This window comes from Nocardia sp. NPDC004568, assembly GCF_040609955.1.
Classification (GTDB): Bacteria; Actinomycetota; Actinomycetes; order Mycobacteriales; family Mycobacteriaceae; genus Nocardia.
Window position 1 is genome coordinate 64,885 of record NZ_JBEXLL010000006.1, and the last position, 25,392, is coordinate 90,276.

The 25,392-nt window shown below is 68.2% G+C and carries 25 protein-coding genes; 10 read left to right on the forward strand and 15 right to left on the reverse strand.

The features are described 5' to 3' along the window. The first annotated feature begins 24 nt into the window (after positions 1-24). Together ABZV91_RS05020 and ABZV91_RS05025 are read left to right on the forward strand one after the other, a co-directional pair. Positions 25-1,701, forward strand: coding sequence for a fumarate hydratase (locus ABZV91_RS05020; protein ID WP_355235571.1), 1,677 nt, complete (start codon positions 25-27; stop codon positions 1,699-1,701). Between the two features lie 100 nt (positions 1,702-1,801). Then, the gene (locus tag ABZV91_RS05025; RefSeq protein WP_355235574.1) at positions 1,802-2,281 is read left to right on the forward strand and encodes a hypothetical protein; all 480 of its coding nucleotides are present in this window, start codon (positions 1,802-1,804) and stop codon (positions 2,279-2,281) included. A 414-nt stretch (positions 2,282-2,695) separates the two neighbouring features. Here ABZV91_RS05025 and rph read toward each other — a convergent pair whose 3' ends face one another. After that, positions 2,696-5,314: a rifamycin-inactivating phosphotransferase gene (gene rph / locus ABZV91_RS05030; protein WP_355235576.1), complete on the reverse strand. Its 2,619-nt coding sequence runs from the start codon at positions 5,312-5,314 to the stop codon at positions 2,696-2,698. Between the two features lie 180 nt (positions 5,315-5,494). Continuing rightward, positions 5,495-6,406, reverse strand: coding sequence for a LysR family transcriptional regulator (locus tag ABZV91_RS05035; protein ID WP_355235578.1), 912 nt, complete (start codon positions 6,404-6,406; stop codon positions 5,495-5,497). Between the two features lie 74 nt (positions 6,407-6,480). Here ABZV91_RS05035 and ABZV91_RS05040 point away from each other — a divergent pair, with 74 nt between their 5' ends. Next, the gene (locus ABZV91_RS05040) at positions 6,481-7,362 is read left to right on the forward strand and encodes an EamA family transporter (RefSeq protein WP_355235581.1); all 882 of its coding nucleotides are present in this window, start codon (positions 6,481-6,483) and stop codon (positions 7,360-7,362) included. Between the two features lie 171 nt (positions 7,363-7,533). On the opposite strand, the gene ABZV91_RS05045 is transcribed toward ABZV91_RS05040, so the two are convergent. The 3 genes from ABZV91_RS05045 to ABZV91_RS05055 all read right to left on the reverse strand — a co-directional run bounded on the left by ABZV91_RS05045 (position 7,534) and on the right by ABZV91_RS05055 (position 9,212). After that, a complete protein-coding gene (locus ABZV91_RS05045) occupies positions 7,534-7,911 on the reverse strand; it encodes a DUF5313 family protein (protein ID WP_355235584.1) in 378 nt (125 codons plus the stop codon). 59 nt (positions 7,912-7,970) lie between these two features. Next, positions 7,971-8,441, reverse strand: coding sequence for a MarR family transcriptional regulator (locus tag ABZV91_RS05050; RefSeq protein WP_355235586.1), 471 nt, complete (start codon positions 8,439-8,441; stop codon positions 7,971-7,973). A 237-nt stretch (positions 8,442-8,678) separates the two neighbouring features. Further along, entirely contained in the window at positions 8,679-9,212 is a 534-nt protein-coding gene (locus ABZV91_RS05055) for a helix-turn-helix domain-containing protein (protein WP_355235589.1), read from the reverse strand. Between the two features lie 76 nt (positions 9,213-9,288). Between ABZV91_RS05055 and ABZV91_RS05060 the strand changes: the two genes are divergently transcribed. Then, positions 9,289-9,933, forward strand: coding sequence for a dihydrofolate reductase family protein (locus tag ABZV91_RS05060; protein ID WP_355235592.1), 645 nt, complete (start codon positions 9,289-9,291; stop codon positions 9,931-9,933). Between the two features lie 410 nt (positions 9,934-10,343). Further along, positions 10,344-10,811, forward strand: coding sequence for a nuclear transport factor 2 family protein (locus ABZV91_RS05065; RefSeq protein WP_355235595.1), 468 nt, complete (start codon positions 10,344-10,346; stop codon positions 10,809-10,811). 39 nt (positions 10,812-10,850) lie between these two features. Here the strand turns inward: ABZV91_RS05065 and ABZV91_RS05070 are convergent, their stop codons facing one another. Then, entirely contained in the window at positions 10,851-11,705 is an 855-nt protein-coding gene (locus ABZV91_RS05070; RefSeq protein ID WP_355235598.1) for an alpha/beta hydrolase, read from the reverse strand. 114 nt (positions 11,706-11,819) lie between these two features. Here ABZV91_RS05070 and ABZV91_RS05075 point away from each other — a divergent pair, with 114 nt between their 5' ends. The 3 genes from ABZV91_RS05075 (at position 11,820) to ABZV91_RS05085 (ending at position 14,302) form a co-directional block, all read left to right on the forward strand. Then, on the forward strand, positions 11,820-12,413 hold the full coding sequence (locus tag ABZV91_RS05075) for a TetR/AcrR family transcriptional regulator (protein WP_355235601.1): 594 nt from the start codon (positions 11,820-11,822) through the stop codon (positions 12,411-12,413). A gap of 147 nt (positions 12,414-12,560) precedes the next feature. Then, positions 12,561-13,193 carry a TetR/AcrR family transcriptional regulator gene (locus tag ABZV91_RS05080; RefSeq protein ID WP_355235604.1) on the forward strand — a complete coding sequence of 211 codons (633 nt, stop codon included), beginning with the start codon at positions 12,561-12,563 and terminating at the stop codon, positions 13,191-13,193. Positions 13,194-13,417: 224 nt separating this feature from the next. Further along, positions 13,418-14,302 (forward strand): SDR family oxidoreductase, encoded by an 885-nt coding sequence (locus tag ABZV91_RS05085; RefSeq protein ID WP_355235607.1) that lies wholly within the window; start codon positions 13,418-13,420, stop codon positions 14,300-14,302. Positions 14,303-14,645: 343 nt separating this feature from the next. Here ABZV91_RS05085 and ABZV91_RS05090 read toward each other — a convergent pair whose 3' ends face one another. Both ABZV91_RS05090 and ABZV91_RS05095 read right to left on the reverse strand, forming a co-directional pair. Beyond that, positions 14,646-14,855 carry a DUF397 domain-containing protein gene (locus tag ABZV91_RS05090; protein WP_355235609.1) on the reverse strand — a complete coding sequence of 70 codons (210 nt, stop codon included), beginning with the start codon at positions 14,853-14,855 and terminating at the stop codon, positions 14,646-14,648. Further along, entirely contained in the window at positions 14,842-15,729 is an 888-nt protein-coding gene (locus ABZV91_RS05095) for a helix-turn-helix transcriptional regulator (protein ID WP_355235612.1), read from the reverse strand. The genes ABZV91_RS05090 and ABZV91_RS05095 overlap by 14 nt, the downstream gene beginning before the upstream one ends. Before the next feature lie 498 nt (positions 15,730-16,227). Between ABZV91_RS05095 and ABZV91_RS05100 the strand changes: the two genes are divergently transcribed. After that, a complete protein-coding gene (locus ABZV91_RS05100) occupies positions 16,228-16,563 on the forward strand; it encodes a hypothetical protein (protein WP_355235615.1) in 336 nt (111 codons plus the stop codon). 154 nt (positions 16,564-16,717) lie between these two features. On the opposite strand, the gene hisD is transcribed toward ABZV91_RS05100, so the two are convergent. The 4 genes from hisD to ABZV91_RS05120 form a co-directional block, all read right to left on the reverse strand. Next, on the reverse strand, positions 16,718-18,046 hold the full coding sequence (hisD, locus tag ABZV91_RS05105) for a histidinol dehydrogenase (protein WP_355235618.1): 1,329 nt from the start codon (positions 18,044-18,046) through the stop codon (positions 16,718-16,720). A 102-nt stretch (positions 18,047-18,148) separates the two neighbouring features. Next, positions 18,149-18,685, reverse strand: coding sequence for a hypothetical protein (locus ABZV91_RS05110; RefSeq protein WP_355235801.1), 537 nt, complete (start codon positions 18,683-18,685; stop codon positions 18,149-18,151). A 121-nt stretch (positions 18,686-18,806) separates the two neighbouring features. Continuing rightward, the gene (locus tag ABZV91_RS05115) at positions 18,807-19,295 is read right to left on the reverse strand and encodes a DUF1269 domain-containing protein (protein ID WP_355235621.1); all 489 of its coding nucleotides are present in this window, start codon (positions 19,293-19,295) and stop codon (positions 18,807-18,809) included. 368 nt (positions 19,296-19,663) lie between these two features. After that, on the reverse strand, positions 19,664-21,124 hold the full coding sequence (locus tag ABZV91_RS05120) for an amidase (protein ID WP_355235623.1): 1,461 nt from the start codon (positions 21,122-21,124) through the stop codon (positions 19,664-19,666). A 72-nt stretch (positions 21,125-21,196) separates the two neighbouring features. On the opposite strand from ABZV91_RS05120, the gene ABZV91_RS05125 reads away from it, so the two are divergent. Further along, complete coding sequence (locus ABZV91_RS05125) at positions 21,197-22,132, forward strand: LysR family transcriptional regulator (protein WP_355235626.1); 936 nt, start codon at positions 21,197-21,199, stop codon at positions 22,130-22,132. Here ABZV91_RS05125 and ABZV91_RS05130 read toward each other — a convergent pair. From ABZV91_RS05130 to ABZV91_RS05140, 3 genes are all read right to left on the reverse strand, one after another. After that, positions 22,126-23,109 (reverse strand): ester cyclase, encoded by a 984-nt coding sequence (locus ABZV91_RS05130; protein ID WP_355235629.1) that lies wholly within the window; start codon positions 23,107-23,109, stop codon positions 22,126-22,128. The two genes, ABZV91_RS05125 and ABZV91_RS05130, sit on opposite strands and share 7 nt — an antisense overlap. Positions 23,110-23,275: 166 nt before the next feature. Further along, positions 23,276-24,358: a sn-glycerol-3-phosphate ABC transporter ATP-binding protein UgpC gene (ugpC, locus tag ABZV91_RS05135; protein ID WP_355235632.1), complete on the reverse strand. Its 1,083-nt coding sequence runs from the start codon at positions 24,356-24,358 to the stop codon at positions 23,276-23,278. 1 nt (position 24,359) lies between these two features. Next, positions 24,360-25,388, reverse strand: coding sequence for an ester cyclase (locus tag ABZV91_RS05140; RefSeq protein WP_355235634.1), 1,029 nt, complete (start codon positions 25,386-25,388; stop codon positions 24,360-24,362). Between the last annotated feature and the right edge of the window lie 4 nt (positions 25,389-25,392).

Genomic DNA, 25,392 nt, shown 5'->3' on the forward strand with positions numbered 1-25,392 from the left:
CCCACCTCCAAAGGAGTGCGATCGGTGACCGCGCCCGAGTTCCGTTATTCAGACCTGCTCCCGATCGGCGCCGACGACACCCCGTACCGGCTGCTGACCACCGAGGGCGTCAGCACCTTCGAATCCGGCGGCCGGACCTTCCTCCAGGTCGACCCCGAGGTCCTGCGCCTGCTGACCGCCGAGGCGATGCACGACATCAGCCATTATCTGCGGCCCGCGCATCTGGCCCAGCTGCGCCGGATCATCGACGACCCGGAGGCCAGCGGCAACGACCGTTTCGTCGCGCTGGATCTGCTGAAGAATGTGAACATCTCGGCCGGCGGCATCCTGCCCATGTGCCAGGACACCGGCACCGCCATCGTGATGGGCAAGAAGTCCGAGGGCGTGCTCACCGGTGCCGACGATGCCGAGTGGATCAGCCGCGGCGTGTTCGACGCCTACACGAAGCTGAATCTGCGGTACTCCCAGCTCGCGCCCCTCACCATGTGGGACGAGAAGAACACCGGCTCCAACCTGCCCGCGCAGGTCGAGTTGTACTCCACGCCCGGTGATCCCGCGCAGCCGTCCTACAAGTTCCTGTACATGGCCAAGGGCGGTGGTTCGGCCAACAAGTCCTTCCTGTACCAGGAGACCAAGGCCATCCTGAACCCCACCCGGATGCTGGAATTCCTCGACGAGAAGATCCGCTCGCTGGGTACCGCGGCCTGCCCGCCCTACCACCTCGCCGTGGTGATCGGCGGTACCAGTGCCGAATTCGCGCTCAAGACCGCCAAATACGCCTCCGCGCACTACCTGGACAATCTGCCCACCGAGGGGTCGATGACCGGGCACGCCTTCCGTGACCTCGAACTCGAGCAGGAAGTCTTCACACTGACCCAGTCCTTCGGGATCGGCGCCCAGTTCGGCGGGAAGTACTTCTGCCACGACGTTCGCGTGGTGCGCCTGCCCCGGCACGGCGCGAGTTGCCCGGTGGCGCTCGCGGTGTCCTGCTCCGCGGACCGGCAGGCGCTGGCCAAGATCACCCCCGAGGGTGTGTTCCTGGAGCAGCTCGAACGCGAACCCGCGCAGTATCTGCCCGAGCAGACCGACGAGATCCTCGGCGGCGATGTGGTGCAGGTGGATCTGAACCGCCCGATGGACGAGATCCGCGCGGAACTGTCGAAATACCCGGTGAAGACCCGGCTCTCGCTGTCGGGCCCGCTGGTGGTGGCCCGCGATATCGCGCACGCCAAGATCAAGGAGCGGCTCGACGCGGGCGAGGAGATGCCGCAGTACCTGCGCGATATGGCCGTGTACTACGCGGGGCCGGCCAAAACCCCCGACGGCTACGCCTCGGGTTCCTTCGGTCCGACCACCGCGGGCCGGATGGACTCCTACGTCGACCAGTTCCAGGCGGCCGGCGGGTCGTTCGTGATGCTGGCCAAAGGCAACCGGTCGGCCCAGGTCACCAAGGCGTGCAAGGAACACGGGGGTTTCTATCTCGGCTCCATCGGCGGCCCCGCCGCCCGGCTCGCCCTGGACTGCATCAAATCGGTGGAGGTCCTGGAATACCCCGAACTGGGTATGGAAGCGGTCTGGAAGATCGAGGTGGAGGACTTCCCGGCGTTCATCGTGGTGGACGACAAGGGCAACGATTTCTTCGCCGAGACCCAGAAGCCGATCGCGCTGCGGGTACGGACCAGGTCGAAAGAACGCGTCTGAGCGGACCCCTCGCGTACTCCGCCGCACCCACGTCGTCCGCTGGGCCGGGCCGGCCTGGCGCTGTATCGACAGGTCGGCACTTTTAAAGTACTTTTGAAGTATGGCCGTTGATGAGGTGTCGTTCTCCGATCTGCAGCTACACGGCAAAGCAACCGTAGAGCGGTTACGGAAGTCCCCGGGACAGGTGCTGCTTGTGCGGCGGCGCGACGCAGAGGACTTGGTCCTGACAACGGCTGCCCGAGCCGAAGTCGAGCACAAGGCGGCTTCGGTGACAACGCAGATGTTCGTGGCGTTGATGCAGCGTGATCCGCAGGTCCGGGAGTTGGTCACCGATGTGCTTCCCGACGTGTTCCCCTGGGTGGAGTTCTTGTCGCGCGAAGAGGTCCAGGAATTCGTTGTCGAGTTGGTATCCACGATGCGCGCGGCCGATTCACTGCACAACCCGACACCTGTGGTCCAGGTGATCGAGAGCTGGCGCCACACCGCTGAAGTACTGGCCGATCCGGTACTGGCGAAGATTCTGAGTTCAGAGACCGACGGTGATCTCGGGCCGGTCGAACGCCCCGGCACCATCCCCTGAACGGGCGTCTCGCCACCGGCGTACACAAAGGAGTTGCGATGGAGCAGTGGCAACTCGAGATAACCGGTGGTGGCCGGGTCTTCTATCTGGTCGATCGTGAGCGTCGTATTCTTTGGATCAAGTGGGCCGGAACCGGGCATCCCAAAGTGACCGAGTGAGGCCGTCGTTGTGCCGGAGCGTCACTGTGGTGGCGCGAACGTCGTGGCGCCGGCCGCTTCGGAATCGGGCGGTCCCGGAACTGCCGTGACCACGTCCGGCCACCCGACCCCGCCGGTGCCGCGGCGAACGACCCGGTCGTCGCGAACCCCGCTGCCGGCAGAGTCGCGACGACCGAGTGATTCGTCTCCCGGAGAGCGGCTTCGGTGGGTGCGGGCTACGGCGTGCCGGGTCCGGCCGCCGGGCCGGCCCCGAATCTCACTCGTCCGGCCGGGACAGGATCTCGATGTACCCGTCCGTCCCGTTCACCCGGATCCGTTGCCCGTCCCGGATCAGCCGGGTGGCATCCTCCACACCCACCACGGCGGGCAGGCCGTACTCGCGGGCGATCACCGCGCCGTGGGTCATCAGTCCGCCCACCTCCGTCACCAGGCCCGTGATCGCGACGAACAGGGGCGTCCAGCTCGGATCGGTATAGGCGGTGACCAGGATATCGCCCGGTTCCAGATCGGCCCGGGCCATATCGGAGACGACGCGGGCGCGCCCTTCGACGGTCCCGGTGGAGACCGGCATGCCGGGTAGCGCGCCGTCCGGTACATCCGCGCGCCGGTACGCGCCGGTGACGGTCTCGCCGTCGGAGGTGAGCACGCGGGGTGGCGTGAGGGCGTCGTACGAGCGGAAGGCGTCCCTGCGCTCCCGGATGAGTTCCGCGCTCGCCCGGCGCGTGCGCACGACCTCGCGGAGTTCCTCGAACGTCTGGAAGAAGATATCGTCGGGCTCGCGCAGCACCCCGGCCCGCACGAGACGCTCGGCCTCGCGTGACAGGGCTTGTTTGTAGACCCAGTACCGGCTGACCATCCCGTATTTCGGATACTCCCGATATCCGGAGAAGACGCGGACCCGGTCGATCATGCGCGCGGTCTCGGCGGCCTTCCGGTCCCCGTCCGGTAGCGCACGCAGCCGATCCAGCAGTTCCTCTGTCTTCCGCTCGGCCTGGAGCCGGCCCTCCTCGAAGCGTCGTGTGCCGGCGCCCGGTTCGAAGCTCCTGATGTTGTTGACGATCGTCGGCACGAGCGCGGCGGGCTGTTCGCTCCAGCGCGGCCGCGTGATATCGATTTCGCCGGCACAGCGCATTCCGTACCGGTCGAGATAGGCGTCGATGGCCGCGCGCGCCGCGGTACCGCCCGGCAGCCGCGCCAGCTCGTCCAGGAAACCGGTCCCTTCGGCACCCGTGTCCTCGATCTGCCGCAGGAAGGCCACGACCTCCGGGTGTGGCCGGATCGCATCGGCGACGTCGAGCAGCGCCAGGCCCATTTCCGCGGTGACATTGTGCGGAACCGATTGGGCGAGAGTGTCGGCCGCGTTCTTCTCGTCCAGCCACTCCTGCAGGTGATCGTTGAGCCACCAGGTGGCCTCCATCCCGGCCTTGATCACCTGCTGGCTGCGCGGATGGAACAGCACCCGGCGCAGCTCCCGGATATCGGCCAGGACGAAGTCGACCAGTTCCGGCCCGGATGTGGTGCCGATGGCGCGTTTCAGCGTGTCGAGGGAGGCCTCGCTATCCGCGATCAGTTCGTCGACCACGGCCGGATCGGCCTCGATCAGCGTGGGGCCGGCGCCGGAGAGCGGGCCGCCGGGCCCCTCGTCCGGAACCGGGCGGAGGAAGTCGTCACGTTCGAGGACGGTCCGCAGCGCGTCCCCGGTCAGCGGATCGGACCGGCCGAAACCGTCGACCATGGCCGCGCGGGTCGCCGGCGCCGCCAGTCCCCGGGTGGCATCGACGAACAACCGGCCGCCCGCGTGCCGCATGGGCGCCGGACTCGTCAACTGCCATACGGAGATCCCCAGCGGCTTCATGGGATCGGTCATCATCTGCTGATGGCCGACGGAGATGTAGACGTGGTTCTCGTCGTCGTCGGCCTCGGGAATCGGGAACAGGGCGGTGAGCGGCCGACTCTGCACAATGCGGAACTCGTCGTCCACCAGGCACCATTCGATGTCCTGGGGGCTGCCGAAATGCGCCTCGATGCGACGGCCCAGGTGTGCCAGGCGCACGATCTGCGCCTCGGTGAGCACCGGCCGGTTCTGCCGTTCGGGCTCGATCTCCTCGACGCGGGTGCCGCCCTCCGGGTCGGCCTGGACGGCGACCCGTTTGGTGGCCACCGTCCGGGAAACGACCTCGCCGTCGCGCACCGTGTAGACATCCGGGTTCACCAGACCGGAGACCAGGGCCTCGCCGAGGCCGAAGCCGGCATCCACGGAAACGACCTTCCGGTTGGACGTGACCGGGTCCGCGGTGACCAGGATGCCGGCCGCCTGCGGGAACACCATCCGCTGCACGACCACCCCCATCCGTACCTTCCGCTGGTCGAAGCCGTTGCGCAGACGGTAGGTGACGGCTCGCTCGGTGAACAGCGACCCCCAGCAGCGGCTGATATGCCGCAGTACCGCCTCCGGCCCCACGACATTCAGGAAGGTGTCCTGCTGCCCCGCGAACGACGCGGTCGGCAGATCCTCGGCCGTCGCGCTGGATCGGACGGCACAGGGTTCGTGTGCCCCGAGCCGGGCGAGTGCGCCGGTGATCGCCGCCGCCACATCGCCGGGAACAGCGCATTCTTCGATGGCCGCGCGGATCTCCGCGCTCAGTACCCGGATCGACTCCCGGTCGGCCGGTTCGAGCCGCGACAACCGATCGATCCGGTCGTCGATGGCCGGTACTTCGGCGGCGACCCGCTGGAAGGCGGCCGTCGTCACGCAGAAACCCTCCGGTACCGCGATACCTTCGATCCGTGACAACTCGCCGAGGTTCGCGCCCTTGCCGCCGACGGTCGCGAGCTGCGTCCGGTCGATTTCCTCGAAACCCAGCACATAACTCATTCGCCGCTCCTCACCTGGTGGTTTCCGCATCAGTGGGCGATTATGGACCACAATTCGGCGTCTCATGAGGGTCCCGGATCGTGTATAACGTAGAAGGGGGATGGGGACGCGGCCCGACGAGCCGGACAGGTATGCACCCGTCTGCCGCGGTCTATCGAACTCTCGGAGCAGCTGCCGCGGTCAGCGGCCCGTCAACTCTTCCGCCACCGCGGTCACGGCGTCCAGTCCCGCGGCGACAAGGGGATGCGCGCGGCCCCCACGGCGCGTGGCGGCGGTGATCACGCGGGTCGGTCGCGTGGCCCCGTGCAGCGGTATCCGTACCACCCGATGGTGATCGGGGACGGGCACCATGCGCGGCAGCAGGCAGACACCGAAACCGTGCGCGACGGCCGCGGATACCGCGAACCACTCCTTGAGATGATGTGTGATGCGCGGAGTGAAGCCGGCCGCGGCGCAGGCGGCGACGAGCACATCGTAGGAGTCGTTGTGTTCGGGTTTCACGATCCAGGTCTCGGTGGCCGCATCGGTCAGTGCGACCGCGTCGCGCCGGGTGAGCGGGTGGCCTTCGGGTACGAGCAGATCCTGCGCGTCGTCGAAGATCACCGTCTGCTCGAAGCGGGGATCGTCCACCGGCGGACTGTGGGCCGGAAGGACGAGGGCTATCTCGGCGCGCTGGGCCAGCAACTGCCGGAAACAGTCGCCGCTCTCCAGTTCGCGGATGTGGAGGTCCAGGCGCGGGTGGCCGGCGCGTAATCGGGCGGCGGCCGGGACGAGCAGGGCCGCCGCGGCCGAGGACACGCCGCACAGGCGTAACCGGCCGACGAGTGCGCCGCCGTGGGCGGCGATCTCGGCGCGGGCCCGTTCCCACCGCGCGCCCAGATCGTCGGCATGGGCGAGCAACGACCGGGCGGCGGGTGTGAGTTCCACGGTGCGCCCGGAGCGGGTCAGCAGTTCCACACCCAATTCGTCGGCCAGTGACCGCAATTGCTGCGATACCGCCGAGGGCGTGACGTGTAGATCGGCGGCCGTGGCCGTCACCGTGCCCCGTTCGGCCAGTACCCGCAACACCAGCAGACGACGCAGGTCGATCATGTAGGCCAATCTAAACGATCGGGCGACTGATCTTTCGATGGACCTGAAACCGGCGCGCCCCCACCCTGGAGGGCGTGATACCGGCTCCACTCCTGGTCCTCACCGCCGCCGTGTGCACCCAGTCCGGGCAGGCCCTCGGCAAGTACCTCTTCGACCGGCTCGATCCGCTGGGCGTCCTCGGCCTGCGGCTGGGGATCGCCGCCGTGGTCGTGGTCGTGGTGTTCCGGCCGCGCCGGATGCCCCGCACCGCCCCGCAGATCGCAGCCGTCGTGGGACTCGGGGTGGCGATCGCCGGGATGAACCTGATCTATCCCGCCCTGCACTACCTGCCGCTCGGCATTGCCGGCACAATTCAGCTGCTCGGTCCGCTGACCGTCGCGGTGGCGGGCTCGCGGAGCGCACGCGACCTCGCGGTGGTCGCCCTCGTGGCCGTCGGGCTGTGGCTGATCCGCGATCCGGAATCCGGCCGATTGCATTGGCTCGGATTCCTGTTCGCCGGAATGTCCGCCGCCGCGATGGCCTCCTATCTGCTGCTCTCCCGTGCGCTGGCGGGCACCCTCGGACACTCGGCACTCGGGATCGCCCTGCCGGTGGCCGCCTGCCTCGGATTGCCCGCCGGGATCGTGAGCAACGGCGGCGCCGTGTTCCAGCCGCAGACCCTGGTCCTGGGTGCGTCGGTCGCGATCCTGTCCGCGGTGATCCCGTACTCCCTGGAAATGGCCGCGCTGAAACGTATTCCGGCCGGGACCGCGGGGATTCTGCTGAGTCTGGAACCGGTCGTCGCGGCGTTGGCCGGTCTACTCGTTCTCGGCGAGACGCTGTCGGTCCCACAGTGGTTCGCCATCACGTGTATCTGTGCGGCCACGGCGGTCGCGGTCGGTACGGCGGGCCCGGGCGGGAAGACGGGGACTCCCGCACCGGCTCCCGGTGTCCGCGGGGCTCCTCCGGACCGATAGGCCGGACTCTGTTTCCGTGAACGTCGGCGGTGGCCGCCGGTCGGGCTGTGATCCGGGCTCCGGGGGATCGGCGGGTGGGTCGAGGCCGTGCTCGCGGTGTCGAGGTCGTGGTGGATCCGCGGGATCGGCGGGCGGCCGCCGCCGAGGCGGAGGACGGTCCGCGGTGCGGGGTCATCCGCGGTGGTGGCGCATTTCGTAGCTCGCCCGTTCCGCGGCGGCGCGGCGATGTCGGTTCGGGTCGGCCAGTACGGGATCGAGGCCGTGCTTGATCAGGATGTGGCGCCGGTGCACATACACCAGAGCGACCGCGAAGAAGGCCAGCGGGAGGAACACCAGCACGGCCATCGAGAACCCCATCCACCACGGTCCCGGCACCAGCGCGAACAGGCACAGGAACGGGATCGGGGGGAGCAGGAAGCGCTGCAGGTATCGCCGCGTGGCGCCCGGGCCGGTCTGGTCACGCAGAACCCACTGCTGCATCGAGGGCGGCAGGGTCTCGCCGAAGAGGTAGCGGATGCGCTGTGCCGGTGTGGGGGTCTGGCCTGTCACGGGGCCCTCCTGTCGACGGTCCGGAAGCCGCGGTTCGCCGCGGCGGTTCGCGGGGGCGTTCACGATTCGTTGTCCGGGTATGCGAGTGCGGCCCGGCGTGCCGCCTCGTTGACGCGGCCGAGTACCTCCCGCAACTCCTCCAGATCGCCGAGTTCCACGCCGAGCCGATCGACGACGGCGGGCGGGATCCGTTCGGCTTCGCGGCGTAGCGCGCGCCCCGCGTCGGTGAGGTCGACGACCAGGGTGCGTTCATCGCGGGGATCGCGCCGCCGGGTCACCAGGCCGGCGCTCTCCAGGCGTTTGAGCAGCGGGGACAGTGTGGGGGAGTCGAGCTGGATCGCCTCGGCGATGGCCTTCACCGACATCGGTGCCTCACCCCAGAGCGCCAGCATGACGAGGTACTGCGGGTGCGTCAGGCCCAGCGGTTCCAGTAGTGGCCGGTACACGGCGAGCACCGAGCGGTTCGCCACGGCCAGCGCGAAACACACCTGCCGCTCCAACCGCAGTGGGTCGTCGATTTCCGCGGTCAACGTGCCTCCAGTCCGCTCGGATACCCCCTGTAGAGTCGAATGTAGCCCACGAATAGTTAATGCACCAACTATTCGCGGGTAATTCGAATCACCGACACGGCTGTGCCGCCGAGGGCCGGGGTCGATGCGGCGTCCGGCATCCACCGGCGTTGGTGCGTGCGCGGTATCCGCCGCCCGCTCCCCGTACTCCTGTCGTCGGTGACCCGGCCTCGCGGCCGCGGATGCGACAGTGAGCCTTCACGGCCTGTTCATCGTGCCGCGCTCGTCGGCAGGGTGTCCGAGCCCGTTGTCGGCGGTGGCTGCGTCATACGCCGCGGCCAGCCGTTCGAGCGGACCCGGGCCCTCTCTCTCGACCGGCGCGGCATCGAGGTGGCGTCTGCGCAGATCCTGCATGAGTTCTTCGATGAACGGCATTCCTTCGGCGCGCATGAGTTCCTGGCGGGCCCGCAACTCCGGTGTCCCCGTTCGCCAGTCGAGACCCCAGTTGCCGAGGGCGAAGATGATCGGCAGGGTCTGGATACCGGCCTCGGTGAGGCTGTAGCGGGCGCGTTGACCGCGCGCGACCTCGTCCTTGGTCAGGATGCCGGCGGCGACGAGCTTCTTGAGCCGGTCGCTGAGGATGTTCGACGCGATGCCCTCGATCGACCCGTTGAGCAGCTCTCTGAAGTATCGGCGGTCTCCGAAGATGATGTCGCGCAGTACCAGTACCGACCAGTGATCACCGAGCGCTTCTACCGCGGCGTTGATCGCACATCCGGATCTCGGCTCCATAGCTCCTCCTTGACACGGTATGGCACCCCATCTACCTTAGTGCTTGCATTTTACAATCACTTGCAAGGAGCGGTAAATGGGCCAGGTCCGAGTCGATCTGAACATCTCCCTCGACGGATACGCGACCACCACCGACCAGACGCCCGACGATCCGATGGGCCAGGACTGGAACCGCCTGGTGTCGGCCTACGCGGCGACGAGGACTTTCCGGAGGCGTGTACTGGGGGACACGTCCGGTGTGGGCACGACCGGCGTGGACGACGCGCATGTCGCCGCCTCTTTCGAGGGCATCGGCGCCGAGGTTATGGGCGCCGGCATGTTCGGTCTGCACGCCCACCCCGGTGATCCGGACTGGCAGGGCTGGTGGGGTCCGAACCCGCCGTTCGGCGTTCCGGTGTTCGTCCTCACCCATGAGCGGCGGCCGGCACTGGAGATGGAGGGCGGCACCACGTTCCACTTCGTGCAGACCACTCCGGAGGAAACGCTCGCCCTGGCGACGAAGGCCGCGGGGGATCTCGACGTACGCATCGGCGGCGGCGTATCCGTGGTGCGCGCCTATCTGGCGGCGGGCCTCGTCGACCGGCTGCATGTCGCGATCGCGCCCATCCTGCTCGGCCGCGGCGCCCGGTTGTGGGACGACCTGCGTGAGTTGGAAAAAGGCTACGAGGTCGACAGCGAGGTCGCGCCGAGCGGAACGATCCATGTGACGTTCTCCCGCTGAGTTCCGGCACTCCGGCACCGGCACGAGCGATCGAGGGCCCCGGGACCAGGGGCGGGGTCCGGGCGTAGCCGCCGGGTCGACTAGAACTCGGCGGGCAGTGCGGCGCTCTGCACTCTGGTGGTCGATCTGCAGGTGGTACACGTGCTGCGCTTCGGCTACCGGCTACCGGCTACCGGCTACCGGCTACCGGCTACCGGCTACCGGCTACCGGCTACCGGCTACCGGCTACCGGCGGCCGGCGGCCGCTCCGCTCGGGCGGCGCGTCGTCGCGGGAGCGGCATCCCGTGCGGTGGGGGCCGCCTTCGTTGCTGGATTTTTATGACAACTCGTCGTAATATTTTACGACAGAACGTCGCATAAATGCCTTGGCGGCCCCACGGCGCCGTGGTGTACCGAGAGGGGCTTTTCCCATGAATGCGCTCAGTGATCGCGCCGAACTCATCGAACTGCTGGGCCGGTATGCCGATATCGCCGACCTGAAGGAGTTCACCGAGTTGCCGCGCCGCGTTTTCACCGACCCGGTTACGGTCGACTTCGAATCCGTCTCCGGTATTCCACCGACAACCGTGCCGCTCGGCGACTACCGCGAGATTCTCCGCGCCTCTTTCGCGTCTTTCGCGGCGACCCACCATGTGATCACCGGCCATGTCGTCGAGATCGACGGCGACCGCGCCACGATCCACGCGCACGTCCGTGCCGAACACTGGCTCCCCGGTGAGCTCGCGAACGGTGGACCCGATCGGTGGCTGGTGGTCGGCTACTACGACAACGAGGCGGTCAGGACGACGGACGGCTGGCGCCTCACTCGGGTGAAGCTCACCGCGGCCCACCAGGAAAACGCGCAACTGGCTGCCGTGGCCACCGGACAGGCGCGCTAGCGGTGTCTGCCCATGGCCCTGGTGGGCTTGGGGAGGGAATCACCTGCGGGCGGTTGCGGGGGCCGGGGTACGGAGGAAGTCGCTGATTTCGTGAACGACACGTTCGGGGACGTCCTCCATGAGGAAATGGCCGGCCCCGGGGACGACGATGAGGTCGGCCTGCGGGATGGCGTCGCCGAGCCGCTTCGCGTAGTGGAGGGGCTGCCATCGGTCTTCCTCGCCCCACAGGATCCGGACGGGCATGGTGAGCTGCGTGAGTTCGTCACCGATCTCCTCGGTGTACTTCGAGTCGTAGTGGCGTACTTGGTGTTCGAAGAAGGAGACGCGGCCCAGTGTGGACTGGTGGGGTGCAAGGTAGGCCCGGAGCACGTCTTCGCTCATGAGCGTGTCGTCGGTGACGGTCATGCCGAGTTGCCGGGTCAGCAGGGCGTTGAACGTGTCCTGCGGCATGCTCGTGTAGTCGTCGAGGTTGTCCTCGATGATCTTCTGCCAGGTCGAGGAGGGCCACGAGTCGTAGCTGACCGTGTCGATGACCATCAGCCGTCGCACTCGGTGGGGGTGGGCGATGGAGAAACGCAGGCCGATGGCGCCGCCGATGTCGTGAGCGATGATGTTGACCTGGTCGACACCCAGCGCGTCGAGGAAGTGTTCCAGAAGGTCGGTCTGGGCGGCGACGGATGTGTCGCGGTCCACCGGCCGCTCGGAGCGGCCGTATCCCAGAAGGTCGTAGGTGACGGCGCGGAAGCCGGCTGCCTCGATATGCGGTGCGACATTGCGCCACTCGTAGGAGTGTGAGGGCGTGCCGTGGATGAAGATCACGGGTTCACCCCGGCCGTGATCCCGGTAGGCCAGGCGTACTCCGTCGACGATGAGGCTGTCGGTCAAGAGAGTCATGGTGCCTTCCTTGGTTCGCCGGCAATGGAGGGAGCGCGGCTCGGCAGTTGCCGGCCGAGTCGCGGCCCAATCCAGACTAGGTAGACTTGTCTACCTAGTCGAATCGAGGTGCCGATGAGTGAGGTGGAGCAAGCGCCGAGCGCCGGGCGGCGGCGGCCGGCTCGTGAGAGGGTCCTGGCCGCTGCGGCGTTGCGTTTCTACTGTGACGGGGTTACGGCGACCGGGATCGATACGATCACCGCCGAGGCCGGGGTGGCGAAGATGAGCCTGTACAACAACTTCTCCTCCAAGGCCGAGCTCGTCCGCGCGTATCTGGAGGCGCGGCACGAGGAATGGCTGACGAGGTACCGTTCACGCCTCCACGGGGTCCGAAACCCGCGCGACGGTGTGCTGGCCGTGTTCGATACCTACATCGACAGCGCCACGGAGGACAGCTTCCGTGGCTGCGGGCTGCTGAACGCCGCTGCCGAGATGCCCGCCGGGGACGAGGGACGCGCTCTGGTGCGTCGGCGCAAAGAGGAAGTCGAGCGCCTGATGGCCGAGCACATCGCGGCACTGTTGCCCGAGCGTCCCGACATCGTCGGAACCACGGCGGAACACCTGGCTTTCCTTCTGGAGGGCGCCATGACACGCGCCGGCCTGGAAGGCGACAGCGACCGTTTGTGGCATGCCCGCGCTGTGGCGGCAGGACTGCTGAACCAGCTGTGACCGAGCCGGCCATCCCACCGGCCCCGGCCGGGCTCGGATCGCCCTGCGCGGACCCGGCTCAGCGGCCGAGGGCCGGAGCCGGCCACGCGATGCTCCGGGACGCTATGCGGGGCTCGGTGGTACGGCGTGGTGGGGAAGGATGATGGGATGCCGCGGATTCGGGGAACCAGTATCGAGGAGCACCACGAGATGGTGTGGGCCGACCTCGCCGAGGCGCTGCGGCAATTACTGCTCGAACGCGAATACGACACGATCAAAATGGGCCATATCGCGGCCCGGGCCGGGCTCGCGCGCAACACGTTGTACAACTACGCAAGCGATAAGGGTGCGCTGGTCCTGGCGCTGACCCGGCGCGCCGGCCGGCCCATGCTCGAGCGGGTGACCGCGATCGCCGCACGGTCCGCCGATCCGGCGGCGGAGCGGCTGGGGGAGATCATCGAGGCGGTTCTGGAGGCGTCCACGGACCAGGCCATGCAGCTGATGTTCCGGCCGGGCTCGGGCCCGTTGGCCGACGAGGTGCCCAAGGGCCCCGACGGGCCTTTCCACGCGATCGTCGTGGAGGTGGAGAACGTCGTCCGAGACGGCGTGGCTCGCGGCGAGTTCCGCGATCTCGGCGATGTGCCCCTCGTGGTGGAGCTGCTGTCCGGGGTCATGCGCGCCGGCGCCGAACGCCTCGGCCGGGATCCGAGCGCCTACACGGCAACGGTCCGCGCGGCGCGGGAGATCGTCCTGGCGTCGCTGGCCCGCCAACCGGGCCGGGACCCGTCCCCCGGCCGGTAGCGGGTGGCACGGCGGGTCCGGCACGGCCCGGGGAAACGCCGGACGAAAACGCCCTCGCGCCGATCCGCGGGATCTCGACACCGTGTCCGCGGCCGGGTGGTCGAGTCACGATTCGGGGCCGGGGCACGCAGACCCCGGCGTCGGGATAACAGCACGCTCACAGGCGCCGATATCGGTGCCCGGACTCTTCCGGAGCCGGACCGGTCGGTCTAGCGTTCAACCTCATGACCGCCTTCACCGGAAAGGTCGTACTCATCACCGGCGGCGCCCGCGGTATCGGTGCGGAGCTCGCCGGGCGGCTGCGGGCGCGCGGGGCGCGGCTGGTGCTCACCGATATCGATCCGCCCCCGCTGCGGGAGCTCGCTGTGGAACTGGGCGGCGACGAGTACGTCGTGGCGGTCACCGCCGATGTATGCGATCTCGCCGCGATGGAGGCCGCGGTCGCGCGGGGAGTCGAAAGGTTCGGGGGAATCGATATCGTGGTGGCCAATGCCGGTATCGGCAGCTACGGATCGGTTCTGGCGGTGGACCCCGCTGCCTTCCGGCGGGTGGTCGATGTGAACCTCGTCGGACCTTTCCATACCGTGCGCGCCGCCCTGCCCGCGGTCATCGAACGGGGCGGGTACGTGCTGTTCGTGTCCTCCGTCGCCGCCTACGTGGCGATGCCCGGGCTGGCGAGTTACGCCGCGACGAAGGCCGGGGTCGAGCAACTCGCCAACGCTGTCCGAGCGGAGGTCGGCTACCGTGGCGTCGCCGTCGGGTCGGCGCATATGTTGTGGATCGACACCGCGCTGGTGCGGGAAACGTTCACCGATCTGCCGGCGGCCGCGCGAGCGCTCGCCTCGTTGCCGGCCCTGTTCCAGAAAACCGTCACGGTGCGGGAGTGCGCTGCCGCCTTCGAACGGGGCATCGAGCGGCGTGCCGGGCGGATCAATGTGCCCGGGTGGGCGGGTGCGCTGCGCTGGCTGAAACCGGTGCTGCAAACTCCATTCGTCGAGCGATTCGTCGGCACGGCGACACGGACCTGGCTGCCCGAAATGGATGCGGAGGTGAGCGAGCTGGGTCGTTCGCTGAGCGCCCGCACCCAGGCGCTCAGCGTGGACGATTAGGGCAGACGGCGACTTCGGTCTGTCGTGCGGCGCCGTGCCTCACCACGGAAGCCGGACGCCGTCGCGGAAGAGTCGTCCGATAGGCTCGTCGTAGCTCGATCAACGTTCGACGGTCGGGCGGGCATGGCTGCGAAACTACCCGCAGGCTCTGACTCACCAGCTGGCATACTACGATCCGCGCATACGAGAAACTGTCCGGCCGACATTCGCTGACCGAACAAGCCGAGGTGCACGGGTGCGTCGGCCGAAAGCTGAAACAACTCGGTCGCCGTCACCGCCCCTTCTCGAGGCAGTTGCGGCGACCGAGTGACCGCCCTCGGGCAGGGGTTTCGTTGGCCGAGGGCTACGGCCGGTCGAATTCCCCGGCCTTCGCGTCCGCCAGGAAGGCGTCCCACTCACCAGGTGTGAAGACCAGCGCCGGGCCGGTCGGATTCTTGGAGTCACGCACGCCGACGAAACCTCCGCTCAGGTGCGCGGCTTCGACGCACTCCTTATTGCTCGCGCTGCGGCTGCTCTTGAACCACCGTGCTCCCGATAGGTCAGCGCTGTTCATCGTGCTCCTCCGCGATCTTCAGAACCAGGTCCCTGGTTTCGTGCTCGCCCAGCGCCGATTGTTTGATGCGAGAAGCGGCATCCCGATATCGGGCTATCTCTTCCGGACGCTCCAGGTATTGGTCGCTGGTGTAGCCCTGAACGTACACAACCGGCGGTTCTGACGTCCACGCGTTGCGCTGCTCCGGAAACTCCAATAGCACGAACAGCCCGACTTCCAAGCCGACATGGGTGGTGCTGAACGGTACGGCCTGGAGGCATACATTCGGCAGCCGACTGACCTCCGCGAGGTAACGCAGCTGCTCGGCCATGACGGCTCCACCGCCGATCCGTTGGCGCAGCGCCGCCTCGCTCACAAGGATCTCGAGCTGTAGATCGGGGTCTTCGCGTAGGCGTGACTGCCTCCGGGCTGCGATCTCGATTCGCTGCTCGACCTCGATGGTCGACATTCCCGGATTGCCCGACCATGCCATCGCCCGCCGGTAGGGCTGGGTCTGCACCAGACCCGGCAGCAATGTCGGTGCGTAACTGACGAACCGGCTGGCCGCGATCTCGAGTCCCAGGTACAGATCGAAATCCTTCGGTACCGCCTCGCGATAGGCATGCCACCATGACTTGTACGACAGTCCGCCCAGCAGCTCGAGTAGTACGTCCGTGACTTCATCGGGCGCTTTGTAGATGCGGCACAGCTCCCGCACCTGTAGAGCCGAGATTCGCGTCGACTGCCCGGTCTCCAACCGCCACAGGGTCTGATGTCCGACTCCGATAGCTTGCCTTGCCGTCTGAACACTGACCCCCGAAGTCTCGCGCAGGTGTCGTAGCTGTCTTCCCAGCATCCGCCGCGCGAAGGTGCTGTCGGTCTCCTTGTCTACCATCCCACTCCCCTTGGCGCGGGCCTGCACATCCCGCACTGGAACGCAGTGTGCCTCGAACTGGAATGCCCGGGGATGAAAACTGGAATGTTGCAGTTTTTCTCAGGATTTGGGGCATCGGAAGCTTCCAAACGCACTGCCGCGCTTGTCTACTGAGGACGCACCCGGCGCAGGCCACCCCTCAGAAGCCCTGGGGGACACCAGATCAACGCCAGGAGCGCCGCGAACTGGTGGTCCATCATTCACAGTTTGGTCGCTGATGCCCTGGTGGACCCTGCGCCGGGTGCTCTCCAACACTAGCCAGGAGCGGTGGATTCCCCATGCACATCAAAGGATTACGGTGCGAACGGCCGAGCGAACCCCGTGCGGGGTGGCTACCTACGCGCACGCCCGGAGACACCCGGATTCCGGACGGGCCCCGGGCGGTGCCGCCGTCGATCGAGAAGCTGGAGTTCGTCGCGCACGCGATGCGGCGCTGGTGCGCGGACGCGGGAGGCCCGCGTGGTCACTGCTGAGAGTCCGGCCGCGATCGGCCTGGTCAGGCGTGATGTTCCCACGCCCGCCGTGGACCTGCACGAGCTGGCGCGGCGGCATGGGTTTCGACTCGTGTACACCGTGTACACCGACGCGCGTCCGCTGGTGACCGTGCTGGCGCTGGCCCGGCACGCGAGCGAGTTCGGCGCGCGGGCAGTCGTCGTACCCGGTTTCGAACACGCCGAATCGGTGCGGCGGTCGGTGACCGAGCACGCGGCACTGATCACCCCGATACGGCTCTACCCGCGCGGTCACCGCTGGGGCGGTATCGAAGGCTCGCGGGGGCGGCCGATGGATGGCTGACCTGGCACTTATGCAGCTGACGCTGGGTCTGCTGGGGCTCACGGTCGCGCTCTGGTGGCCCTGAGCTCGGGAATCGCAGTGCCCCCACCCGCCGAAAGCGGATGGGGGCATCCCGGTTACTGCCGGACGGGCCGATGGCCCGCCGGGGTATAACTCAGGCCTCGTCGGTCCGGTAGGCGTCGAGGCGGATGGTCGCGGTCGCCTCGTGAGCGGCCATACCTTCGTACTGCGAGATGGTTTCGACGGCTCCGGCCGTCTCGGGGGTGGCCGATCGTTCCACGCGCTGGTAGGTCAGCGGTTTGAGGAAGCGGGATACCGAAAGGCCCGCACTGTGCTTGGCGCCACCGGCGGTCGGCAGCACATGGTTGGTGCCCGCCATGCCCTTGTCGGAGTACGCCACCGTGCTCCAGCGGCCCAGGAAGATCGAGCCGTAGTTGTGCAGGGTGTTGTGGTAGTACTCGTCGTCGGCGGTCTGGATCTCCAGGTGTTCGGGCGCGAGATCGTCCATCAGGGCGGCGGCGGTCGCGGCGTCCTTGGCCCAGGTCACCGAACCGTAGTCGCGCCACGCCGGTCCGGCGATATCCCGGGTCTTCAGGGTTTCCAGTTGCCGATCGGCCTCGGCGATCACCGCTTCGCCCAGTTGCCGCGAGGTGGTGACCAGGGCGGCCGGCGATTCGGTGCCGTGTTCGGCCTGGCCGAGGAGATCGGCGGCGACGGTCGCCGGATCGGCGGTCTCGTCGGCGATCACCGCGACCTCCGAGGGGCCGGCCAGTAGGTCGATGGCGACCTTGCCGAAGAGCTGCCGTTTGGCCTCGGCCACATAGGCGTTACCGGCGCCGACGAGCATATCGACCGACGGTTCACCCAGCAGGCCGAACGTCATGGCGGCCAGCGCCTGGACCCCGCCCAGCACATAGACGCGGTCGGCGCCGGAGAGATGGCAGGAGTAGAGCACGGCGGGGTCGGCGGTGCCGTCGCGGCGCGGGGGAGTGCAGGCGAGAACAGTCGGGACCCCGGCCACCTTGGCGACGCCGACGGTCATGAACGCTCCGGCGAGCAGCGGGAAACGGCCGGCCGGCACGTAGGCGCCCACCCGGGAGATCGGTACATAACGCACGCCGGTGGTCAGGCCGGGCGCCAACTGGGTTTCGAAATCGACCAGATGCGATCGGGTCTCCCGGGCGAACGCGCTGGTCCGTTCGTGGCCCAGCTCCAGGGCCGCCCGCAGCTCGGGCGACAGCGAATCACCCGACCGCGCCAGGTCGGCCGGGCCGAGTTCGACCTGGGCGGAGGTGAACCCGTCGAGATCGCGGGCATAGGACAGCACCGCGTCGAGGCCGCCCTGCTCGATCGTGGAGAGCATCTCGGAGACGGTGGCGATGACCAACGGGTCGCGCTGGGCGGCCGGGCGGTCCAGCGCGGGACGCTTGAGGATCTGGAAGGAGCCTTCGAGTTCGGCGAGGCGGACGGGGGTGAACTTCATGGATTCGACGGTATGGCGGCAAGTGATATCGGACAACCCGTTGGAATCCTGACTGTTCCGAAGGAAAGCCCTATGGGATGGTGCGGCGGGCCCCGGCGGGCCTCAATGGGTCAGCGCGATCTTGACGATCACGACGAGGGCGGCGGCGAGGGTGAGCAGCAGCGCGGTGATCCCGGTGGCCCGGGTGGGACGCCTGCCGCGGAGTCGGCCGATGACGAAGACGATTCCGCCGATACGCACGAGAATCACCAGTTCGGCGAGGATCTGCGCGGTCCGGGGTTGCAGCCAGCCCAGCCAGCCGGCGGCGAGGACGGCACAGGGCAGGACCGCCGAGGTGAGGATGGGTACCGAATTGCGGAGTGCGCGGACCCGGTCGGCGACAGTCGCGGTGTGTTGTTCGCGGACGGTGCGGGCGACCGTCTCGGCGAAACTGTGGGCCAGGAAGGTGGAGACGGCGGTGCCGGCCACGATGAGGATGCCGAGGTGTTTCTCGGCGGTGACGACGGGGACGAGGGCGGTGAGCACGAGGATATTGCCGTAGATGTAGGCACTGATCCGGCTGGCGGCGTTATCGCGGTCCAGGGGAATCCGGCGGGAGAACAGCGGCCCGTGCAGCGCAGCGGTCAGGTCGGAATCCATCACCGGCCGATCGACCCGGCCGGGGACACCGGCGCCGCGGTCCGCACATCGGCCCCGACCCCGCGCCCGGCAATCGGTGGATGAGCGGTCACAGGCCCTCCTGCGGGGCGAAAACCGGAGATCAGTCGGCGAAGACCTCGCGCAATTTGGCTTCCTGCTCATGGGACAGGTTGGTGGAGACCAACTCCGCCGACTGGCCGTGGAACGCCTCGTGCACCCGGTCCATCGTGGCATCGGAGGTCAACGCGAACAGCGCCGAGGTGCCGGGGGTCAGCTTGTCGCGCACCTCTTTGATGAAGTCGTCGTCGATACCGATATCGGCCAGCGACCCCGACATCGCGCCCAGGCCCGCACCCATGGCGGCACCGATCAGCGGGATGAAGAACAACAGCCCGAACAGCAGGCCCCAGAACGCGCCGCCCAGCGCGCCGAGCCCGGCCAGGCTGTGCAGCTGGCGGGTCTTGGGTTTCTTCGCGTCCGCCGGCCAGCTGACCACCGCGGCGTCCTGCACGGTGATCAATTCCCGGCGTTGCAGGTCATCCAATGTCGATACGGCGGTATCGGCGCCGGTGGCGGTGGGGAACTTCCAGACGGTCAACGTACCGGCCATCTCCGGCTCCTTCATCACGGGGGAGTACGCGTCCGGATCGACCCTAGGGCCGGGCGCACGCCGGTTCCTCACCCGCTACGGGTGAGAGACCGGGGCGCCGGTGACGGACACACTCGTCCGCCGCAGTCGCACCACGCGCACGCAGGAGCTCCCGGGCCGGTCCGGTGGATTGCCATAATCCGCACTTCAACGCCGGTCGGCAACGCTTACGCGCGGCCGACACCCGGGCACCCGCTCGCCTGAAGCCGACCCGATCGTCCCCCGAGAACTCCGCGACCCGGAGGAGGCCCAGCGCCGCTTCATGTCGCAACCCGCCTTCGCTGGTGCAGCGACCGATCGAACCCGCCGCGATCGGCAACGGTGCCGCCTCAACTCCCGATTTGGGGCGGACGTACCGCGTCCGTCACCGCCTCGAGGGCCGCCGCGACCGCCAGCGCGCGAGCGTCCCGGCCGGGTGCCGCGGTGACCGTCAGGCCGCCGGGGACCCCCGCGACCTCGCCGAGGGGCACCTGCACCGAGGGCGCGCCGGTGTTCGAGGCGATGCCGGCCGCGGCGGTCCCGGCCCAGCCGGGGTGCGCGATATCGGGGGCCGTGGGATAGAGGAGCACATCGACGCCGCGGCGGGTGAGCAGTTCGGTGAGCGCGCGCCGCCCGGCGCGCTGTTTCGCCAAGGCCGCGTCGTGGGCCGGGTTCGGTATGGGCGGCGCCGCCAGCCAGATCGCGGCCGTGTCCGGGTCGAGGGCGGTCGTGGTGAGTAGATCGGCGAAGGCGGGCCGAGACCCCGGCCGGGCACCGGCGCCCGGCTCGTAGCGGGCCGGGGTCCGTTCGAAGAACAGGTCGATCGAATGCCGCGCGTCCGTCCATCCGCTGTCGGTGAGGACATCCCGGGCGAAAGCGGCGTCCAGCTCCGGCAACTCGGCACGGCGCAGCCGGAATTCCCGAGTGAGTGTGTCGACCGCGTGGTCGGCGAGCCTCCGTAGTCGAGCGGACCGGTCCGCGCGGCCGCGCGACGCGGACCGGCCGGACGGTGTATCGAAAGGCCAGGTCAGGTAGGCGGCGGTGAGCTTCGTGAGATCGGTTGCCGCCGCGGTGGCGAGCCAGGAATGCCGGCCGCCCGTCATCAGGTCGGCGAATTCCGCGATATCGCGGACGGTTCGGCCGATCGGGCCGACGACATCCTGCGACGGCGACAGCGGGATGACGCCATCGCGGCCGACCGCGCCACCGGAAGGCCGGAAGCCGACGAGTCCGGCGTGCACCGCCGGTCCCACCACGGAGCCACAGGAATCGGTGCCGAGGGAGATCGGCGCGAAACCCGCGGCCACCGCCACCGCGCTCCCACCACTCGACCCGCCGGCGCTGCGCGCGGTATCGAAGATATTGGCGGTGACACCGCGGATCGAGCTTTCGGTGAACGTTCCGTGCCAGGCGAATTCCGACATGTTCGCGGAGGCGAGGACGATCGCGCCGGCGGCACGGAGTTCGCGGACCACCGCGGCGTCGGCGCGGGGGCGGTAGGAGGCGAGCCCGCGATTGCCCGCTGTCGCCGGCAGGCCGGTCGCGGCGATATTGGTCTTCACCACGAACGGGATACCGTGCAGGGGGCCGCGGATCCGGCCCGCCGCACGTTCGCGGTCGCGGGCGCGGGCGTGCTCGACCGCGGCGCGGTCGATATCGACGAGGGAGTTCAGCGGCGGGGATCCGGCGCCGTCGAAGCCTTCGATCCGATCCAGATACGTTCGGGTGATCTCCGCGCTGGTCGCGGTCCCGTCGGCGAGCAGCCGGCGGAGGCCGGCGACGCTGTAGGTCTGCCAGGGCGAGAGGGTCACGGACTCGAATCTAGAAACCGTGACGGCCCTGGACAACCGGGGTAGTTGCTGCTCTTCGCATAGGATCACCCTGTGACTCTTCGGCAACTGCGTGCGTTCCTGGTGACGGCCCGGACCGGGACGTTCACCGCCGCCGCCAAATCGCTCGGCATCGCCCAGGCCTCGGTCTCCGAGCTCGTCCGGACCCTCGAGGACGAATACGGGACCATTCTGTTCGTCCGCGGCGGCCGCAAACTGGTCCTCACCGCCGCCGGGGTCGCGCTGCTGCCGCATGCCGAACACTCGCTGGCCGCGGCGGACAGCGGAGTCGCGGCACTGAAATCGGTGCGGTCGCTGACCGGCGGTGTGGCCACCTTCGGCGTGCTCCGCAATGCCTCGTACTATCTGCTGTCCGATCTGGCCGAGGAGTTCCATCGCCGATTCCCGGAGGTGCGGATCCGGCTGGTGGGGATGAACTCGGTCGAGGTCGCGGCGGAGGTCGCCGAGGGACGGCTGGAAGCCGGCCTGGTCGTGCTGCCCATCGATGCCGACGGGCTGCGGGTGACCCCGCTGGTCCGGGACGAAGTGCTCTACGCCTCCGTCGTACCGGAGCGCGTGGCGAGCGCGGTCACCATCGAACAGTTCGCCCACGCCACGGTGATCCTCTACGACGCGCACTATGGATGGAAGGAACCGACCCGCCGCCAACTGGCCGAACGGGCCCAGCTCGCGGGCCACAAGATCGAACCGCTGATCGAGGTGGAACAGGTGGAAGCGGCGCTCGGGCTGGTGCGCCGGGGAATCGGGGACACGATCATCTCCCGCGCCGTGGCCACCAGCTCCGCCTGCCCGCCCGAGGTGCGGGTGGTGGGTTTCGCGCCACCGCTGTACGACACCATCGCGCTGGTCCAGCGGGAATCGGGAGTGCTGTCGCCGGCGACGCGGGAGCTGGCGCGGATGGCGCAGCAGATGTTGCTGCGCCATCGGGTCGCCGCCGCGTACGGCGGCGACCCGGACGGCGATCAGTAGATGTTCTGGCTCACGTACGGTTCGTCGCCGCGGTGGGCGTAGATCTGCGACCGGGTGGCGATATCGTCGTAGATCCGGGTCTCCTTGACGATCTTGCCGGACTGGACCAGGAACTGGGAGATACCGATGATCTCGACCGGTGAGCCGGTGAGCGGGCCGTAATCGGCGATACCGTCGTATTTTCCGGTGAACTTCCAGGTCACCGCGATGCGCAGACCGCCGTAGCGGGGTGAGTCGTTGGCGGCGACATCCCGGATGTCGAAGGTGCCGCCGGGGAAGGGCCGCAGCATGCGCAGCAGGGCGCGCCGGTAACCCTCGGGGCGGGCGATGGTGCGATCGTCGACGGTGTTCAGCCACAGATCGCGGATCCAGAACTGCTCGACCCGTTCCAGTTCGCGCTTGTTCCAGACCGAATCGATGAACTCGAGCACCATTTCGACCTCGGGCCGGAAGTCGTCCGGCCGCGGACCGCTACCGCCCTCGGTGATCACATCGGCGGGCGCGGGGCCGGCCATGGAACCGCTGAAGCCGCGGAAGGCCTGCCGGCGGGCGAGTTCGTCGGGATCCTGGCCGAGCTGGCGGGCCACCGACAGCGCGTCGCGCACGACCCATTCCTCGACCATCCGGCCGCGGCGGTAGAGGCAGTTGGCGATATTGCGGCTGCGGTACTCGATGTTCTCCAGGTCGGTACCGAGCACCAGATGCGAGCTGAGGAACGCGTCGTCGCCGCGGGCCTCCCAGACGATGTCCTCGGCCTGGCCCACCCGGTTCGGGGTGGTGGAGATCCGCATGAGCGTTCCCTCGATCACCTCGCGCGCGGTGGTGGAGGTGCCGTACACGCCGTGCACGATCGAATCGGGTTCGTAGTTGTCGTTGATATGGCCGATCGCGCGCTCGATCCAGATGTGATCGGTGACCTCACGGATGAAGTCGTCGGGGTCGGCGTAGGGCTGATAGGCAATCGGATCGAGTGGCATGAGACCTAGAATACATACGTATTCATCGCCGGGGAAGGGGTGGGTTCCGGCTATTTCGGCAGGATATCCGGGAATCGCACCGGCGCACCGCAGGCGGTGCCGTATATGGACAGCGCAATGCGCCGACCGAGACCCTGCCCGGTCGGCGCACTGGTGAACGGACAGCTCAGGCCGCCAGGCGCGCGCCTGTTTCCGGATGGAACAGATGCACTTCCGCGTGGTTGCGCACGTCGACGCGTACCGTCTGCCCGATCCGCGGCGGGGTCCGGCCGTCGACCCGCACATTCACGCGGTGCGGCCCCGACGGGCTCAGGACGGTGCCGTAGACATAAGCATCCGCACCCAGCTCCTCCACCAGTTCCACGGTGAGTGCGAAGCCCTCGTCTTCTTCGCCGATCAACCGCAGTGTCTCCGGCCGGATCCCGCACACGATCTCGCGCAGCTCCGCGACCGCCGACCGCGCCACCGGGACCGTGCACTCGCCGATCTCGACCCCGTCGGCGCACACGCTCAAGGTGCTGAGGTTCATGCCGGGCGAGCCCATGAAACCCGCCACGAAGGCGTTGGCCGGACGGTCGTACAGTTCGCGCGGTGTCGCCACCTGTTGCAGCACACCGTCTTTCAGCACCGCGACCCGATGGCCCATCGTCATGGCCTCGACCTGATCGTGGGTGACGTAGACCGTGGTGGTGGCCAGCCGCTGCTGGAGCGAGGCGATATTGGCCCGGGTCTCGACGCGCAGTTTGGCGTCGAGATTCGACAGCGGCTCGTCCATCAGGAACACCGCCGGGTCGCGCACGATCGCCCGGCCCATGGCCACGCGCTGGCGCTGACCGCCGGAGAGCGCCTTGGGTTTGCGATCGAGGAACGGGGTGAGGTCCAGCATCTTCGCCGCGTCGGCGACCTTCTGCCGAATGGTGTCCTTGGGTACGCCCTTCAGCTTCAGGGCGAAGCCCATATTGTCGCCGACGGTCATATGCGGGTACAGCGCATAGGACTGGAACACCATGGCGATATCGCGTTCCTTCGGCTGGACGAAGGTGACATCGCGGTCCCCGATGCAGATCGACCCGTCGTCGACGTCCTCGAGCCCGGCCAGCATGCGCAGCGCGGTGGTCTTACCCGAGCCCGACGGGCCGACCAGTACCAGGAATTCGCCGTCGGCGATATCCAGGTCCAGGCGGTCGACGGCGGCGCTGTCGGACCCGGCGTAGCGGCGGGTCGCCTTCTGGTAACTGACTTCTGCCATGTCACTGCCTTTCCGGAGCGGAGGCGGCCGCCGCCGCGGTGGGTTCGTCGCCGCGGGCGCGGGCGAGCTGGGCCAGGACGGCGAGCTGGTCGTAGACCCGCCACTCCTCGACGATGCGGCCCTCGCGCAGCCGGAACTGCGAGGACCCGAGAATTTCGACCCGCGACCCGGTGACCGGGCCGAGAACGGGCAGCCCCGAGTAGGTACCGGTGAGCCACCAGACGACACCCACCCGCAGCCCGCCGTGCGGCGCCGACTCGTTGGCCACGATATCGCGCACCTCGATCCGGGCGTCGGGGAAGGGCGCGAGCAGGTCCATCCACGATTCCTGGTAGTTGCGCGGCCGGGTGGGGGTGCGGTTGCCGACCGTGTGGCAGGTGATATCGCGGGCGATGTACTCGTCGATGCGGTGGAACATGGCCTGGCCCAGCACGGTGTCGAACATGTCCAGGACGAACGCGCATTCGTCACGGTGGGTGCCGGGGCGGGCGCCCGAATCGCCGGCGGTGAGGGGGTGCACCGCGTTCTCGCGCGTGGCCGAGCCGGTGAAACCGCGGAAAGCGAGGGTACGCGCCACCTCGAACGGATCCAATCCGAGGTCCTGGACCACCGCGAGTTCGTCGCGGATCACCCACTCCTCCTCCATCACCCCGTGGCGATAGAGGCAGTTCGCGATGGTCCGGTGCGAGAATCGGCGATGGGTGGGCGGGCCGTAGACGGTGTGCTTGGAATTCGTCCCGCTGCTGAAGATGCGATGCGAACTGAGGAACGCATCGTCACCGCGGGCCTCCCACACCACGTCCTCGGCCTGGCCCACCCGGTCCGGGAAGGCGCTGATCTTGGCCAGGGTGGAGGCGACCACGGGCTCCACGCCGACCCCGGTCCCGTAGGCGCCGTGCACGATCGCGTCGGGAGCGTAGTTCTGCCGGATCAGTCCGACCCCGCGCTGCACCCAGATGCGGTCGGTCCATTCGACGATGAACTCCTCCGGGTCGGCGTAGGGCAGGAAGGCACTGTCTTTCAAAGTCATCCAT